Source organism: Atribacter laminatus (genome assembly GCF_015775515.1).
Lineage (GTDB): Bacteria > Atribacterota > Atribacteria > Atribacterales > Atribacteraceae > Atribacter > Atribacter laminatus.
In genome coordinates this window covers 1457697-1474652 of sequence record NZ_CP065383.1, presented here as the reverse complement: position 1 = coordinate 1474652, position 16956 = coordinate 1457697, and the positions used below count along the sequence as shown (strand labels likewise).

General features: G+C 37.1%; 13 protein-coding genes. 1 reads left to right on the top strand and 12 read right to left on the bottom strand.

Going from position 1 to position 16956, the window contains the following annotated elements; genetic code table 11:
* Positions 1-58: 58 nt before the first annotated feature.
* The 11 genes from RT761_RS06735 to RT761_RS06685 form a co-directional block, all read right to left on the bottom strand.
* Positions 59-1813, bottom strand: a complete 1755-nt coding sequence (locus RT761_RS06735) for a glycoside hydrolase family 127 protein (RefSeq protein ID WP_218113307.1) — start codon at positions 1811-1813, stop codon at positions 59-61.
* A gap of 48 nt (positions 1814-1861) precedes the next feature.
* Positions 1862-3145, bottom strand: coding sequence for a glycoside hydrolase family 172 protein (locus RT761_RS06730; RefSeq protein WP_218113306.1), 1284 nt, complete (start codon positions 3143-3145; stop codon positions 1862-1864).
* Between the two features lie 62 nt (positions 3146-3207).
* Positions 3208-4242 carry a LacI family DNA-binding transcriptional regulator gene (locus RT761_RS06725; protein WP_218113305.1) on the bottom strand — a complete coding sequence of 345 codons (1035 nt, stop codon included), beginning with the start codon at positions 4240-4242 and terminating at the stop codon, positions 3208-3210.
* A gap of 10 nt (positions 4243-4252) precedes the next feature.
* Positions 4253-6040: a beta-L-arabinofuranosidase domain-containing protein gene (locus RT761_RS06720; RefSeq protein WP_218113304.1), complete on the bottom strand. Its 1788-nt coding sequence runs from the start codon at positions 6038-6040 to the stop codon at positions 4253-4255.
* A 42-nt stretch (positions 6041-6082) separates the two neighbouring features.
* Positions 6083-7141, bottom strand: a complete 1059-nt coding sequence (locus RT761_RS06715) for a glycoside hydrolase family 172 protein (protein WP_218113303.1) — start codon at positions 7139-7141, stop codon at positions 6083-6085.
* 112 nt (positions 7142-7253) lie between these two features.
* Positions 7254-8090 (bottom strand): carbohydrate ABC transporter permease, encoded by an 837-nt coding sequence (locus tag RT761_RS06710; RefSeq protein ID WP_218113302.1) that lies wholly within the window; start codon positions 8088-8090, stop codon positions 7254-7256.
* A 6-nt stretch (positions 8091-8096) separates the two neighbouring features.
* Positions 8097-8996: a carbohydrate ABC transporter permease gene (locus RT761_RS06705; RefSeq protein ID WP_218113301.1), complete on the bottom strand. Its 900-nt coding sequence runs from the start codon at positions 8994-8996 to the stop codon at positions 8097-8099.
* A gap of 88 nt (positions 8997-9084) precedes the next feature.
* Positions 9085-10365 (bottom strand): extracellular solute-binding protein, encoded by a 1281-nt coding sequence (locus RT761_RS06700; RefSeq protein ID WP_218113300.1) that lies wholly within the window; start codon positions 10363-10365, stop codon positions 9085-9087.
* A 111-nt stretch (positions 10366-10476) separates the two neighbouring features.
* Complete coding sequence (locus RT761_RS06695; RefSeq protein WP_218113299.1) at positions 10477-11748, bottom strand: glycoside hydrolase family 172 protein; 1272 nt, start codon at positions 11746-11748, stop codon at positions 10477-10479.
* A 511-nt stretch (positions 11749-12259) separates the two neighbouring features.
* Positions 12260-12763, bottom strand: a complete 504-nt coding sequence (locus RT761_RS06690; RefSeq protein ID WP_218113298.1) for a hypothetical protein — start codon at positions 12761-12763, stop codon at positions 12260-12262.
* Positions 12764-12813: 50 nt separating this feature from the next.
* Positions 12814-12963, bottom strand: coding sequence for a hypothetical protein (locus RT761_RS06685; protein WP_218113297.1), 150 nt, complete (start codon positions 12961-12963; stop codon positions 12814-12816).
* Positions 12964-13613: 650 nt separating this feature from the next.
* Between RT761_RS06685 and RT761_RS06680 the strand changes: the two genes are divergently transcribed.
* Positions 13614-16001 (top strand): helicase HerA domain-containing protein, encoded by a 2388-nt coding sequence (locus RT761_RS06680; RefSeq protein ID WP_218113296.1) that lies wholly within the window; start codon positions 13614-13616, stop codon positions 15999-16001.
* Between the two features lie 355 nt (positions 16002-16356).
* On the opposite strand, the gene RT761_RS06675 is transcribed toward RT761_RS06680, so the two are convergent.
* Positions 16357-16935, bottom strand: coding sequence for a DUF937 domain-containing protein (locus RT761_RS06675; protein ID WP_218113295.1), 579 nt, complete (start codon positions 16933-16935; stop codon positions 16357-16359).
* Positions 16936-16956 lie beyond the last annotated feature (21 nt).

Below are 16956 nucleotides of genomic sequence, written 5' to 3'. Positions count from 1 at the left end.
TTGTAATGAAAATGCCTCGTTATCCTCTTTAAATTGTATAATAGACCCCGGTAAAATTTTACCAATTTAATCTTTTTAATGACAAATTATAGCTTTTTTGTTCGTAAATTGCCTGATCACTATCTAAATGATTTCTTTGATAAAGAGGGTACTCTTCCCCTTCGGGAAACACTCGTATTACTGTGTTCCCTCTCCAATAAATTTTGTATTCAGTTCCGGCAATTGTTTCTGGTATTACTTCCTTTTTTAAAGGAAATTCAATTACGATCGTATCCCTTGGTTTTAAGCCTTTAATTCGAATGTAATCTCCCTCGCTAACAAGAAAATCCTGGTTTTCGTTGTTTATTGAAAAATTTATTTGTGAAAATTCTACCCAAGTAGGAATTTTAATATTTACTATATGAGCATTATCTACAGAAACAAATATTTTACCCTCATAAGGCATAAAATTATATAATTTGAGCCATTTAGATCTGTGATTAAGCAGAAGATTCACATAAATTTCACTATTTTTTTCGGTTACAATATTTTCCCAGACAAGATAGAGAGCATGGACTCCTGATGGACTGCAACAATTCATCATTCGATGAGAAAACATTGGATTACTGCCAATAAAATCATTGATTCCTCCCCAACCTGCAAACCCGCCTCTCACTCTCTCCGGAATATTGTCAAAACTAGATAACCAGGTATCCTCCTTCCGACAAGAGGATTTCATCCATTTTGTATCCCGAAGCTGATTTTCAACCAACTGATTCCTGGTAAATCTTTCAATATGATCCCAGTACTCATAATAACCTGAGCGAGCTAATAGGATGGCGCAACAAATTACATCATTTATTGTGCAAGTTTCGCATCCTTCTTGAGAAGGAGCAAGACGTCCGATAAATTCAGGGAACCATCCAAAAGAAGACCCATTCTGAATAAACCAATCAAAGGCTTTTTTGCTCCATTGTAGTAATTCTTGATTATTAATCGTAATTGAATAGAAAATAAGACCGGTTAATGCCGACATATGACCATGAGATTGTCCATTATGGTCTTTTCCAGCAAAACCGCCGTTTGATTCATAGGATTTAGTATGAAAAATAATATGTTTTGATAAGCCTTCTGCTAGTTTGAAAGCCTTTCTACTTTTTGTAAGTTCATAATATTTTAAAAGAGGATAAATCAAAGTTCCACCAAAATATATTGGCGCATGGTTAGGGACCTCATCGTTTGCAGGAACATAACCAGGAGAATATTCGGTTTTAGAAAAATAACAGTAGTCATCTTTTTTAATACTAATGCGATCAAGTCCTTCAATAAGAGCATCAATTTTATCTTTGACTTCAACCTCACAGCTATCCTTATACCAGGTAATAAGTCCAATAAGAGTTCGGCTTTGATCAAATAATTCAGCAACATGGCAATTGTACATAACTGGAAGGTCTTTTTGGAGCTTTAAATGAACCGAATCAGCATCGAAGACAGCTGTTGAAAATAGTGAGGTATGAGCAGGTCGATAACATAATCCATCGTTTTCATCAAAATAACCCAATAGTAATTCTTTAAGCTTATTTTCATAATTTATCCCTTGACCAGAACCGCACATATTTCGACATAAAATGAGGGCATCTAAATACCGTGCTGTTAAGTCACCATAATCAAACATTTCATGGCGAGCTTCTGCTGGATCAGTTTCAAAAATTGTATGAAAATATGGCAAGAAATTACGATTAGCATCAAGATTGTTGGTTAAATGATTGAAAGCTAATTCAGCATGTTCTTCTAAATTCAGCGTTTTGGGAACTATGGGGACAAAATTTTTCATAAAAGCTACATCCTTCCTTGTTTGTTCTTCCTTTAAAAAGGAAAAATTTTACAAGCTTTTTATAAATTTTTCAGCCATCTCCCATTCTTTTAAAGCAAGGTCATAAATTCCTTCATGATAAGCCTTCAAAGCACGGCTACGGAATAAAGAAATTTGTTCACGTGTGACTCTGAGATCTGATTGTGAAGGTCCCTTTGCATCTCCTTGCAACTTTTTAATTTTCTTATAAAGATCAAGGGCTACCTGGGTCTGTTTTTGAAAAACTTGCTTTTGACCATCGGTTAATACTGGAATCCGATCCCGAGTATTTATGGAAGCTATTAATTGTTTATGAGGTTCAAATTGGTACCAGTAACCAACACTTGAATAATCATTTTCATAGTTATTTGCATGACCATGTTCTATTGTATATTTAATAGATTTTTTAAAACGTATAGGATCAGTGATAAAAAAACGATACATTGCTGATTGACGGTAATAATTTGGACTACTTATCAACGGAAATCCAGTATATGGACCAGCGTATTCTTGGGTAGGTGAAGCTCCTCCTCCAAATATTTCTTCTGTTCCAGTTCCATGAAAAGATGGAGGCCATGTCTCACCATCAATAAAAACCATATCATCACCTTCACCCCACCAATCACCTACGATATTATCAACTTCAAGGAAAATCCCAACTAACTGACCATCACCCTCTGCTTCCATAACCATATAGTTACCTTTACCTTTTTCATTGATTCCGTCCCAAAGAACTATATTTTTGGTTAACTGGTCTTGTGCTAGAGTTGGCGATTCTCTCCACCACTGAGCATGGAATCTCATCACATTATCATCAATTTCTTCATAAAGCTGATAATCAATATGATACCAAAAAGATTCCAGAGGAATATTTGATAGATTTTCAATTTCAATCCTTGCTGATTTTGAGAATGGCATAGGGAAATAAGAGTTTAAACCTTGAGTTGCCCACAACGGATCCCCTTGATTTACCGTTAACATCAAAGAGCTAAATAATCGTGGCTTACACAATCCAATGCCAAAAAAATCTCCAATTGGGACTTCAACACTGGGTGAGGTTTCTCCATCCCAATACATTCTTAAGATTAGATTACGATAAAAAAACAAATCGAAACTAAGAATCAAAGCATATATATGTCGAATGCATCCCGGTCCTTCTATCTCTGCTAAAACGGCTTTTTCTCCAGGAAGAACATGTAACCAATCATAATTTTTCCCAGATCTATCCCAGCTTGAAATACGCTTACTGGTAAAACTCTTTGCTCGTGTAAGCTCGTCATATAACGAATAATTAAAATGAGTTATATTATTCATATTTGACATTCTCCTCTTTAATCCTTCTATTATTTAGTCATATTTAGTCATCATAATTAAACTCAATTTCCTAACCGGTTATAACTTGTTGATTCTCGAATAATAAATCTCTCCTCTAAGTAAATTTCTCGGCTTTTAATGCGTTTTTTTCCTTCTATTCTTTCAATTATTAGATTTGCAGCAACCTGTCCTGCGTGATAAACCGGTAACGATACACTCGTTATAGATGGGGTAAGTTGAGATGCAATTACATCATCAACGCTTACCAATGATAGCTCATCGGGAATTGAAATATTGCAATCTTTCGCTGCCCGCATAACTCCAATAGCTAATTGCTCACCAAAACAAAATATTGCCGTCGGCTTTTTTCCAAGAATAAAAACTTCCTTTGCTGCTTCATATCCACATCTATCTGAATAGTCCTTCACTTCCAACACAAAATCTTTATTCAATTTTTTTCCAATTTCCTCATAAAACTTTTCAATTCCTTCAAATCGCCTTTGGCTAATAGAACTATCTTTTACTTTAATAACAAAAAAATTTGGAAAACCTGAATCAAATAAAAATTTTGTTGCTTTATAACAACCACCAATAGCATCGCTTTGAATTAGATCTGAAAATCGAACTTTTTTCGTTCCATAACAACTCACAACTGGTATTCCTTTTTTTAAAGTATTCCGGCACATTTCTTCTAATACTTCATTATAAGGTGTTGAAAAAATCAAGCCTTCCATCCGATCTTGAAAAAACATTTCAAAAAATTTAATGGTTTTATTACTCATACTATCATCATAAGCAATAACTACACTATACCCTTTTTCATAGGCATAATCTTGAATGCCCTTCGCAATTCTTGTATAAAAAGGATTGGTAATATCTGGAAGCAAAAATCCTATAGTATGAGTTCTTTTGGTTCTTAGTCCCTTTGCAATAGAATTAAAATGATAATTCAGGTCTTTGGCTGCTTTCAGAACCTTTTTTTTGGTTTCTTTATCCACATATCCATAATTACCCAGAGAACGGCTGGCGGTCGCAACTGAAACACCAGCCCGTAATGCTACATCTTTTAGGGTAATGTTCTTTTTATCAATCTTCATTTCAATTCTCTTAGTCTTTATTAATTAAATTATAGAGATAATATACTTCTCCTTCTTGATAAGAATAATATGGTTTAAAATTTAAATTATCATTTGCTTGGAATACTAATTTGTCTTGAGCTATTCTCTGAATCCGTTTCGATGGGTTTTTAATCTCTGCCTTGAGGGGTCCTGGTTGATTTGATGCTAAAACCACTGGGCCATAACATAATGCAACTAATTGTAAATGCTGTGAATCAACTGGTAACATTTCAAGCTGCATTGGTAGTTTAATATCAATAGTATCTCCGTTTTCCCATGTCTGAGATATATTACCCCAATCACCAATTTTAAAGTTATGTATTCTTTCTTTACCGTTTACCTTTATTGAGACATCTTCCTTAATCCATCCAGGAATTCGGAATTTTATCGAAAATTCTACAGGATTAGCAGTTTGAATTTTTAAATGAATCTTATTTTGTTCGGGAAAATCAGTTTCCTGAACTACTCTAACTGAAGTGCCTTTGGTCTCCCAATCTACTTGAGAAGGAACAAATAAATTAATATATATTCCTTCATCATCATAAAAATATATTATATTATGATAATCAGTAACTGCTAAAGGATAAGTACCAGAACAGCAAGGCCAAGTATCGGAATAATATTTTTTCAGACCACCAGTTACTCGGTAATCTGAATAATAAAACGTTTTTCCATTTTCAGCCATGGGAAGACAAGCGCCTATGCCGTTAAATAGAATTTTTTCAGTCCAGTCACCATAAAAAGCTTTTCCGGTGAGAGAAAGCAAATATCTGGTAATCTTAAATACAGCCCATGACCCACAGGGTGCTTCGAAAGACCTTTCTTCTAACCATAAAGAGTTACCCAGAGAACCATATTGGTTCGATAAACGTTCCCAAGGTCCATACCCACCAGTTGCAAAAGTTAGCTTATTTTTAAAAATTTCATAAGCGTTAAGTATAGCATTTAAAAAGAGTTCATTACCGGTTACTTTGTAAGCCATGGCAGCACTGCTTAAAGTATTTACATGACTATAAGCATGAAGAGCTGTCATACAATGTTGGTTTGAAGCAAGGTCGTTCCAATAGGTATTATAATGCCATGTTTCGCCGAAATTTTTATAAAATTCGTCATGAGTAAGTAAATAGGCTCGGTAAAGATTTTCAGAGAGCGTGTACCACTCGTTATCACTATCAAATCCACCAGTATATCCTCCCCCGGTAAAATTATCCGGTGTTGGTGGAATTCTTCTGCGATTTAATCCCTTTTCAGCCCATTTAGTTATCTTTTTTAAATAATCCATAGCCACATCAAACCCTACATATTCATAGATATCTACTAAACCGCCAACAGTCTTATCAAATTCATAATGAGGACCATTCGGATTGTTTCCATAATAAAAATAACCGTCTGGAGCAATTGCTTTACCCCATTCATGAAGTAAGTATTCAAGTTTAGATTTGATTCTTTGATCTTGAGTTACTTTATACATGCGGGCAAATGCCCCCAACCATTGGCCGAAAGCACTGAAAACATTTGATGGTTTATCAATTTCAGGGTGTACCCGTAGAAATGTTGAGTCTCCTGTGTACCAACCACCAAGATCTTCTCCTGGTGCGTCTATCTTTGCTCTTTCACGAAATCCTTTTAAAATATTATCATTTGGAATATTGAGATAATACTCTTTCATATCATCGAACTGCTTTTTAAATCGTCCTTGCTTGAGTTGTACCCCTGAAAAATTGAAGGGATGAATATTTTCTTTAACTTTCTTAGTATCAACTTGATTGTTCAACATTGATTACACCACCAATTATTTATTTTTTAACTAATTTTTTGACTATAATTCTTCAATTTCCATCGGAAGTCTTTGTACAACTGATAACATGGGAGAAAAAGGTTGATGTGGTTCGGTTTGATACCAGTAAGCGGTACTGGAATAATCATCAGATCGATCGTTGGCATGGCCATGCTCAATCGTAACTCGAATTGATTTCTGGAAACAAATTGGATCTTCAATATGAAATCGATAATAAGTAATCTTCCCCGACCAATTGTTACCACCTTTTAATAATATTCCGTGATTGGGAGCGTAATATTCTTGATTTGGACTCCAAGCCAGATTGAAATAATCTTCAGTTCCGGTACCATGAAGAGAGGGCGGCCATTTTTCACCGTCAATAAAGATCATGTCGTCCCCCTCGCCGTAATAATTCCACTCGAGAGGCTTCCCAAGATTCTCTATATTTAAATTACATCCTACATATTGACCCCTACCTGCAGCATCAAGAATGATATAATTGTTTTTCCCATCTAAGTTATAGCCAGTAAAACCAGGTTTATGCCAAGTTTCTGGAGAATGCTTGATACCTTGACATGGATTATCTCGATGCCAACAAGCATGAAATAAACCAACTTCACCTAATTCTTCTTGAGTAGAATAAATCTCATAATCAACAAAATAATAAAGGATGAGTTCATTTTGAGAACATCCGTTATCTATTTCAATTTTTGCTTCTTTGAAAAATGGCATTGGAAAAAAACAATTAAAGGCTTTACCATTTTGCGGCCCCATGCTCAATGGCAAAGAAACATAATTTTTGGTTTTAGCGTGCCCCATTCCAAAAAAATCACCAAGTGGAACTTCTATACTCGGGCTCTCTTCTTGATCCCACCAGGCTCGCAGCAAAATTTTTCTTAGGAAATATTGCTCCTCACATTGAGCAGTCATCCAAATGTGAGTTATGCAACCAATACCGGTTATATCAGTAATCAATTTCTTTTCGCCGGGTTTTATATATACTCGGTCATCATTTCCTCCTGTTCTATCCCAACTCGACTCTCTCTTTCTAATGCAATTCCTTAATTTTGGCAAATCACGAAGGGAAGATCCCAGCATTTTTTCCTCCTAAAACAAACTCAATTTAGAAAATTTGGGTTTAATACAGCAAAATCGTTCTTTTTTTATAGATTAAATCCATTAAGATTAAGAGTTAAAAAACACAAATTTATCATCCTTTAACAGCACCTGCTGTTAATCCGGCAACTAAATGTTTCTGAAGATAAACAAAAAGAATTGCCACTGGAATAATAGCTAATACCGATTCAGCAGCAATGATCGACCATTCTGTTCGGCTGGTTCCAGCATACATATAAATTGCCGGAACAACCGTTGCCATTTCGTTGGTTCGAATTAATACTGAGGCATAAAGAAACTCTTGCCAAGCAAGAACAAAAGAAAATAATGCAACTGCTATGATTCCTGGAGAAAGAACAGGTAAAATTATTTTCGTAATGGCTTGCATCCTCGTGCAACCATCAATCATTGCCGCCTCTTCAAGGTCTTGTGGAATTCCTTGAAAATAAGACTTGAGCATCCAAACACAAAAGGGAATTACAAAAGTACAATAGGTAAGAACTAGCGCAATATAGGAATCGGTTAATTGAAGCCGTGACCAAATAAGATAAATTGGGATAAGTAATAAAACAGCGGGAAACATCTGGAGGACCAACAAAAAAATTGATATTGGACCTAAAGCTTTATACTTAAATCGAGATATGCTATAAGCAGTAAAAACCGTTATTCCTATTCCAACTAAGGCTACAATTCCACCCACTAAGATCGTATTAAATATATTTCGGGGGAAGATACTATAAGTAAACACCCATTTATAATTCGATAATGTCGGATTCTCTGGTATTTTTACTAAACCTTTATACAACCTCATCTCTTCAGGGGGTCTAAATGATAAGGATACCATCTCTGCTATGGGAAGGAGAATATAAAAAGAAATCAAGCTAATTGCAATAATAATTAATAACTCCCTAAGCCATTTTCTTTTACGCATTTTTTATCACCCATCCTGTCGTAAAATTGTTCTTAAATACAAACCGCACAAAACTAAGATAATGAGCATTAAAATTACTCCTGAAGCACTTCCATACCCAAGCCGGAGTTGATTCAGTGCGGTTACATAAGTATTAATGGGTAATAATCTAGAAGTTGTTCCAGGTCCCCCTTTCAAAAGAACATATGGAATATCAAAATGATTGAACATCCAGATTAACATCAAAAGAAGACTTACACCACTGACACTTTTTATTTGGGGGAGAGTAATATAGCGAAACTGTTGTAAAATTCCAGCACCATCAATTGTGGATGCTTCATAGAGTTCTTTTGGTATAGTTTTTAAGGCTGCTAATAACATAACTGACATAAAGGGAATGTTTCTCCAGATCATGATACCCATAAGGGCGTAAAGAGCCAAACTTGGAGATGATAGCCAGGGAAGGGTAACCTCTTTCCCAGAAAAAACACTTAAAATATAATTCACCGCGCCATAAGAAGTATCATAGAGCCTTTCCCACATATAAGCTGCAATAACGTTAGGGACTACCCATGGAATAATAATGACCACTCTAAAAAAAGTATTTCCATGGAATTTCTGATTCAATAAAAGAGCGATGACTAATCCAATAACATAAGGAATAAATGTAGTACCAATTACCCACTTAATAGTTGTAAATACTGAGGGCCAAAAAAATAAATCCCCAAAAAATAATCTTTGATAGTTGCTAAGACCTATCCAACTGTATTCAACTCTCATAAAATTCATGTCAGTAAAACTAATATAAAGTGCATATAAAAGTGGAAAGGCGATCACTGCTAAAATGACAATCATTGCAGGTGTTAATGCATACCAACAAAATCTAACATTACTTTGCGCTAAAGAAACTGTTTTTTTATCTCCCATAATGAGGCATTTTTTCTCCTTTCAATCATGCAATCTGGATAGAAGAACTAGTAACTAATTCTTCTATCCAGATTTGATTAATTTTCAGTTATCTTCCTTGCATTTCTTGAATGAGATAATTCCCTTCATTTTCAATTACTTGTGCTACTTGTTCAGGTGTCATTTCACCATTGAACATCATGCCGACAAACGGAATCATAACCTCTTTATGAAGACCTTCGAACACTGGGTGTTTTGTCTGTTGTCTCCCACTTTGTGCGGCTAACAATTGAACATCCATAAAATCATCTTGAGTTTGGAACATTGGGTCTTCAATGAGCACTTTACTGGTTGGGAACATTCTGCCTTTTTTATTGTATGGTTTCTTGGTTTCATCAGTCATTAAAAACCAAAGAACTTCCCAAGCTTCTTTTTTATGTTTAGTATTGGCTGCCATAGCATATCCAGTTGCTTCAACCTGGGTTACGGTTTTCTTTTCATTCCAAGGATGCATAACACCCCATTCAAGGTCTTCACCAGCTGCACGGTCAACTAAATCCCAAAACCATGGACCCCAACTAACAAATCCCAGTTTACCATCAATGAATCGGGATACCATTCCTTCAGTAGATATTCCGGCAGTTTCAGAAGAAAGACTTTTATCAACAACAACAAGATCATTAAAGAATTTCAAAACATCTACAGCCTCTTGTCCAAATTTTACTCGCCAATTGTCACCTTCCTTAACAAAAATATCCGATCCCCAACACCAAAGGGCTGGAATGAACCATTCTTGAACATCCATAGTTACATTTTGCATAAGTCCCCAACGATCAAAGGCTGGATCTGTAACTTTTTTCATGGCTTCTCGGCCCTGTTCGTAACTCCAAATTTGATCTCGTGCCGGTGGTTCAATACCAGAATCTTTAAGAAGACCAGCATTGTAATAAACTAAACTATTTACTTCCCATTCATCACCAAGATACCAAACATGTTCTTCGTTAAAATCCAAACCTCCTTCAATAGCAGTTGGAAGAAGTTGAGCTCTTATTTCGTCGGTTAAAAATTCATTCAAATCAACCAGAGCTCCTCTTTCTCCAAATTCCATAGCTGTCGAAGTCTCTAAGTTAATAAGGTCTGGTAAATTTCCAGCCGCTGCTCCAGTAGTCATCATAGTTTTAAGAGCTGCCCACTGTCCTTGGATGTAATTTATTCTGATATTAGGATGGGTTTCATTAAATTTAGCAATAATTTTGGGCATTTCTTCTAAATGACCAGGCAACCATTGAACACCATAAACATCGATGGTCACCTTTTCCTGAGCATAACTAACACCAATTACTGCAATCAACATCATAATAATTACGAATAGTTTAATAGTAAGCTTCACTGAAGTATCCCCCTTTTTCATATGCATTAATTCTTTTTTGACAACTTATATTCATTAAATTTAGCTCCGAGAAAGATTCGCTCAACACCTCCCTTCTCATAATGAATATTTTTATAATTGCCTTACATAATCATGTAGCTCTTTCAATTCTTTGAGGGCATAATCATATTTCCCTTGGAAAAAGGCATCACGAACCATCCCAATTTTTGGAAGTATGTAAATCGTACATTGTTTTTGTGGAAAACTTCCTTGGGGTTCTCCTTGAAGAGTTTTAGCTTTTTTATAAAAATCGATACACATATTCATGTGTTTTTCGGCTACTTCTTGTTCGCCTGGAATTAAAAAAGGAATCCTTTCATTTGCCGATGGGAAAGTTGGAAAGTTTTTGTGTGGTTCTTCTTGATACCAATAAACAACACTTGAATAATCATTTTCGTAGTTATTTGCATGGCCATGTTCAATTGTCATACGGATAGATTTATAGAATCGAATTGGATCGGGTATATACCACCGATACATGGAACTTTTTCGGGAGAAATTTTTATTACTAATTAGTGGGAACCCCGTGTATGGACCGGCATATTCGTCTGCTGGACAGGCTCCACCGCCAAATATCTCTTCAGTTCCAGTTCCGTGGAATGAGGGAGGCCATACTTCACCGTCAATAAAAATCATATCATCACCTTCACCCCACCATTTTCCTGCTATATTATCAACATTAAAAAATACGCCGACTATTTGCCCATTTCCCTCGGTATCCAAAAAAACATAGTTATCTTTCCCTGTATCATTTATCCCTTCCCATAATGGTTCATTTTTACTAAACTCCGCTTCACCTTTTGTAATTGTTGGACTTTCTCTACGAAATTGAGCGTGGAAATATGCTACATCATCAATCTCTTCATACAATTGATAGTCGATATGATACCAAATACAATCAAAGGGTATGTCTGATTCGTTAATTATTTCAATACGGGCTGACTTTCTAAAAGGCATAGGAAAATAACTATTTATTCCTTGAGTACCAAGGTTGGGATCACCTGGATTAACCGTCAATAAAAGCGATGTGAAATACCGAGGTAAACAATTCCCAATTCCAAAAAAATCTCCAAGGGGCACTTCAACACTCGGCTGGCTTTCTCCGTCCCAAAATATTCTTAATATAGTTTTCCGGTAATAAAACAATTCTAAAGAAAATGGAATCATATAGAAATGTTTGATGCAACCTGGTCCTTCAATTTCGGCAATCGTATATGTTGAATGTGGCTTCATGTGGAGCCAGTCATAGTTCTTGCCTGTTCTATCCCAGCTGGAAATTCTTTTACTTTTAAAATTCCGTAATTTTGTTAAATCATCTAAAAAAGAAGTCCCAAATTTTTCCATTCCCTATTCCTCCCTCAATAAAGATAAAAGTATTTAATTGATGTGTTATCGTTATCACATAATGTGATAACGATAACACATCAACGTTTTAATTGTCAAATAGTAATGCAAGTTGGTCTATAAATAATTTATAAACACCAAATCTATTGGTTTAAATTTATTTTTTTACCTAAATTTTTCTCTGATACAATTTTATTTATGGCGCAGTAGTTTATCTTTTCTAAATGTATCAAAACTCAGAACTTTTAAATCCTCTTTAACTTTCCCCTTTACTCATTTAATAAACAAAAAAACGAACTCATAGATCCGCCTTAATACTGACTTTCACCTTACTCTTTTATTTATCTTTGAGGAACCTATCCAACTTGGAATTGTTATAGAAGAATTTCTAAGTGGTATTATTAAGTTTTTCCAATACCGTAGCTGAAAACACTGAATGAACGACTTTTTAAAAAAACTAATAATGGTTTAAAGTTTTCCCAGGAATTTGATAATTTATTCATCTCTTCTTTTATTCTCTCCGACCTAATTGGAAGAATTTTCGAGCAATCAAAATTAACCAAATTGCCGTAGGAATGAGAGATATGAGGGAAAGAAAAACACCCATTGACCCGGCGGTCGGTGGTACGAACATCAATAAACTCGCCAAGATTCCCATATAAGCGGTAGTCTTACTGAAGATTGGATTGCGTACCATGATAATCGAGACGATCAAAAGGGCAATAGCACTAAGAATATAGCTCACATTGAACGCTGTACCTACCCAGATCACAAGTATGGTCTGACCTGCGGCCAATAAAACAGATCTCTCTGCATCGGTGGTTGCAATCAAATATTGGTTGCTCAGGGAAAGCATCTCGAAAGCTGCAGTCGATGCGAAGTAGGTCGTGATCGCGACGAGCTCGAGGATCAAAGCAATTGCCATGAAAGATTGATTGAATCGTTTAAGGGCAGCCCAGAGAGCGAGGAACACCAAACCCAATAAGGCATAATCGACAATTAGAAGTAAGTCCATGTCGAGCAACCCTACAAACTTATTAATCTGAAAAAGATTGAACCAGTCGATCACGGTGTTCGGTGATGGCCAGAGGATGTGAAGACAACAATCTGGATTGACATGAGCAACAACACGGTCAGGGAAGCTATAGCAGCGATTTTATAAAGACTCTTCCAAACTGAGTTGTCAATTTCAACACGAGTAATAGAATCATTCATTTTATTCCCCTCCAAAAGATAATTTATCCTGCCTGATGATACATTAATGATTAAAAATGACGCCATCCTGATGTTTCACTTTTAGAAACTGTAAAAATCTCATTTGACGTCGAAAGTTTCATTCTGAGCGGTACTTTCCCGTGTGAGGATCTCATTTTTTCACCTTTATTCGAATCAACACCTTTATAAAACAATTACACAACGACAGTTGAGTGAAAAAGATTGCCACGTTGCACAATACTTTCCTAAAAATTTCGCACCCCCTCACCCATTCTCCTCCTCAGTTTTTTTATATCCTCATCTGGTGCCGCTAAGTAGCATGAAGGTTTATCCTGAAAATATCGGAATAAGTGAAAAGGGATTTAAACGAAATGAGAAAGAATAAATTCAACAATTCCCCTCCTTGGAGGGGTGCTGCTTTTGCGGTGGGGAGGGTTCCATTTCTTACTGATTATTCTGAGAAAAGGATAAAGAAAAACATATAAAAAGATGAGATTCTTACCCGGAAAAGTACCAATCCGGATGACACAATTTTTGGATTTATATACTGGATAATGGCCTTACTCTTTATTTGATTGTACACGGCTTCGTAATGCGGTAGAATTAAATTGAAATTGTTTATTACCGAATCTCATTGGGGGGATATTGTCATGCAGGATTTTGAAAAACTTGGGGTGTTCTATTTAGGGAAAGAATATGACTTAACCAATAATGAGCTGAAAGACGACTTAATTCTTTATGATGCTAAAGATTTAACTACCCACGCCATGATAGTGGGTATGACTGGTAGTGGAAAAACCGGTTTGGCTATCGGCCTTCTTGAAGAAGCTGCCATTGATGGTATCCCCTCTATTCTTATCGATCCCAAGGGTGATTTAGGAAATCTCCTCTTGCAATTTCCTGGTCTTCAACCGGAAGATTTCCGACCTTGGATCGACGAGGCTGAAGCTGCTCGCAAGGGAATGGATCCTGATGCTTTTGCCGCAAAAACCGCCGAAAGCTGGAAAAATGGCTTAGCACAGTGGGGACAAGAACCAGAGCGTATTCAACGTTTGAAGGATACTGTTTCTATGACAATTTATACACCAGGGAATACTGCCGGTCGGCCTTTACAGATCCTTCGCTCTTTCGCTCCTCCCTCAGCCAGTATCCTGCAGGATACTTCAGCCCTTCGCGACCGCATTATATCAACTATATCTGGATTGCTTAGCCTACTAGGAATTGATGCTGACCCAGTTCAAAGTCGTGATCACATTCTTCTATCCAATATCCTCGATCAAGCTTGGAGGGATGGAAGAAGCCTGGATATTGCTGGTATGATTCATGAAATTCAAAAACCGTCTTTTAAAAAAATTGGAGTTTTTGATTTAGAGTCCTTCTATCCAGCTAAGGAACGGTTTAAACTGGCAATCAGTCTAAATAACTTGTTAGCTTCTCCGGGATTTACAACTTGGCTTGAAGGCGAACCACTCGATATCCAACGTCTTCTCTATACACCAGAAGGGAAACCCCGGGTTTCTATCGTCTCTATCGCCCACCTTTCTGATCCCGAGCGAATGTTTTTTGTAACCTTGCTTCTTAATGAAATAGTAGCCTGGATGCGGAACCAATCAGGTACCAGCAGTCTACGTGCCTTACTCTATATGGATGAAATATTCGGTTACTTTCCACCTACTGCCAATCCACCATCGAAGCTACCAATGTTGACTTTGCTCAAGCAAGCTCGTGCCTTCGGGCTAGGAGTTGTCCTTGCTACTCAAAATCCGGTGGACCTTGATTACAAGGGACTTGCTAACTGTGGAACCTGGTTTATCGGGCGGCTACAAACCGAACGTGATAAATTGCGGGTAATCGAAGGGTTGGAAGGTGCTGCGGTGAGCGCTACTGGGGGTTTTGATCGGCCACAAATGGAAAAAATTCTTGCCGGATTAGGAAATCGGGTATTTCTCATGCGGAATGTTCATGAGCAAAATCCCGTAGTCTTTCAAACTCGTTGGGTAATGAGTTATCTCCGTGGTCCTCTAACACTTCCTCAAATTCAGGCTCTTTCTGCTGGAATGGCAGCAGTTGCGCCTTCCCCTACACCATCTCGATTTGATACACCAGCTTATGAAGCTGTTCCAGTTCCACATCCTATCCTGCCTCCCGATGTTCAAGAATATTACCTACATCCTCAAGGAGTTACAGGATCGGTAGTATATCGCCCAACTGCAATCGGTGTTGCCAAAATGCATTTCGTGAGCGCTAGGGCTAAAGTCGATACCTGGATTACCCGTACTTTAATTGCCCCGCTATCTGAAGATGGTCGTGATGCATTATGGGAAGAAGCAGAATTACACGGCGATTTAACCAATGAATTGACCTCCGAACCAACAGCTGAAGGACAGTTCTCTCCATTGCCAACTGGCGTAACCAATTCAGGAGTGGTTGAAAGCTGGAAAAAGATATTATCAACCCATTTGTATCAGCATGACACACTCACACTAATGAACTATCCCGAGTTGAAATTAATTTCAAAACCAGAAGAGAGTGAAGGCGATTTTCGCGCTCGAGTTGCTCAAGCTTTGCGAGAAAAACGTGATTTGGAAGTGGCAAAAATTAAGGCTAAATTTGCACCAAAATTTAAAACCCTTGAAAACAAAATTCGTGTCTCCGAAGAGCGGATTGAGAGGGAAAAATCACAAGCCAGTCAACAAAAAGTCAGCACTTATGTTTCTGTGGGAGCCACACTATTAGGAGCTTTGTTAGGAAGAAGCTCCAGCGTTGGGACGGTCGGCCGAGCTGCTACCGCGGCTAAAAGTATGAGTAGAATTGGAAAAGAAAAAGCTGAAGTTCAACGTGCTCAAGAAAGATTGGAAGAATTGCAAGAACAACTCAAAGCGCTTCAAGAGCAGTTTGACGAAGCGTTAGCTCCTCTTCACATCGATGTTGATCCAATGTCATTGGATTTGCATCCCAGTATCGTTCGACCCCGAAAATCGGACATTATTGTTGATGCCATGGGTATTTGCTGGGTCTCTTCTGGGAAAAGGCATTAACGAGCAATGGATATTCATTTCAACCTTAATCTCGGTTCATAACACCAAGCTTGGATCTGAATCTCGGGTTTCACCCTCATCCCAACCTTCTCCCATCAAGGGAGAAGGGGCAAAAGATTTGCGGCATTAGAGAGGAATTACATTAGGGTGAGGGGGATTGAATTTCCATCCTCATGTAGCGAATACCAAAATGTTATCATTAGGACTTTTTGAAGAAAATTGGATCTCATTTGTTAAATGTTATGGGATTGAAATAGATGAGATTTTTTAGTTTTTATCTTATCGTAAGGAGCAAATAAGACCAAATTTAAAAAAAAAGGCGCAAATTTAATGCGCCCTTTTTTTTAAAAAATATTTATCCAAACAAACCGCCAAACAATCCACCTAAATCATCCATGATGTCTCCATCTTGATCGGAATCTAAAAATTGAGACACCATTCCCATTAGTCCAGAACCAGATTCTCCTCCCAGTTGATTGGCTATAGAGGAAGTCATATTGGCAACACCGTTATAATCTATATTTTTCTCCTTCTTTTCTTTGCCCAAAAGGCCAAGGACCAGCGGTGCAAATTGAGCCAGAATTCCCATAACCTGACTCATATCCAATCCGGTTTGTTTAGCAATCTTGCTTTCAACTCTCTCGCTTTTATCAGAAAAAACGTGGCGAAGGATTTTTTCGCCGTCGTGAGCATCAGCATGGCGGATATACTTCGATAAATCATCGACTTCATCATCCTGATGTTGTTCCAAAGCTCTTTCCAAAGACCGAGCTCCTTCCTGAGTTTTGGCATTTCGATTCATGGCTTCAACTAAAGTTGGCAATCCTAATTGGGTAACTTTCTTTACCTGTTGAGGCTCAACGCCCATCGATTGACTGACTTGACCTAAAACATCGTCATTATTCAATTGTTTAATCAAATCTATGAGATCCATTTAAGGTCTCCTCCTCTTTTT

Bases quoted from the DNA above. Each gene is read 5' to 3' on its own strand.
- RT761_RS06735 (WP_218113307.1), bottom strand. From the start codon at position 1,813: ATGAAAAATTTTGTCCCCATAGTTCCCAAAACGCTGAATTTAGAAGAA.
- RT761_RS06730 (WP_218113306.1), bottom strand. From the start codon at position 3,145: ATGAATAATATAACTCATTTTAATTATTCGTTATATGACGAGCTTACA.
- RT761_RS06725 (WP_218113305.1), bottom strand. From the start codon at position 4,242: ATGAAGATTGATAAAAAGAACATTACCCTAAAAGATGTAGCATTACGG.
- RT761_RS06720 (WP_218113304.1), bottom strand. From the start codon at position 6,040: ATGTTGAACAATCAAGTTGATACTAAGAAAGTTAAAGAAAATATTCAT.
- RT761_RS06715 (WP_218113303.1), bottom strand. From the start codon at position 7,141: ATGCTGGGATCTTCCCTTCGTGATTTGCCAAAATTAAGGAATTGCATT.
- RT761_RS06710 (WP_218113302.1), bottom strand. From the start codon at position 8,090: ATGCGTAAAAGAAAATGGCTTAGGGAGTTATTAATTATTATTGCAATT.
- RT761_RS06705 (WP_218113301.1), bottom strand. From the start codon at position 8,996: ATGGGAGATAAAAAAACAGTTTCTTTAGCGCAAAGTAATGTTAGATTT.
- RT761_RS06695 (WP_218113299.1), bottom strand. From the start codon at position 11,748: ATGGAAAAATTTGGGACTTCTTTTTTAGATGATTTAACAAAATTACGG.
- RT761_RS06690 (WP_218113298.1), bottom strand. From the start codon at position 12,763: ATGGACTTACTTCTAATTGTCGATTATGCCTTATTGGGTTTGGTGTTC.
- RT761_RS06685 (WP_218113297.1), bottom strand. From the start codon at position 12,963: ATGAATGATTCTATTACTCGTGTTGAAATTGACAACTCAGTTTGGAAG.
- RT761_RS06680 (WP_218113296.1), top strand. From the start codon at position 13,614: ATGCAGGATTTTGAAAAACTTGGGGTGTTCTATTTAGGGAAAGAATAT.
- RT761_RS06675 (WP_218113295.1), bottom strand. From the start codon at position 16,935: ATGGATCTCATAGATTTGATTAAACAATTGAATAATGACGATGTTTTA.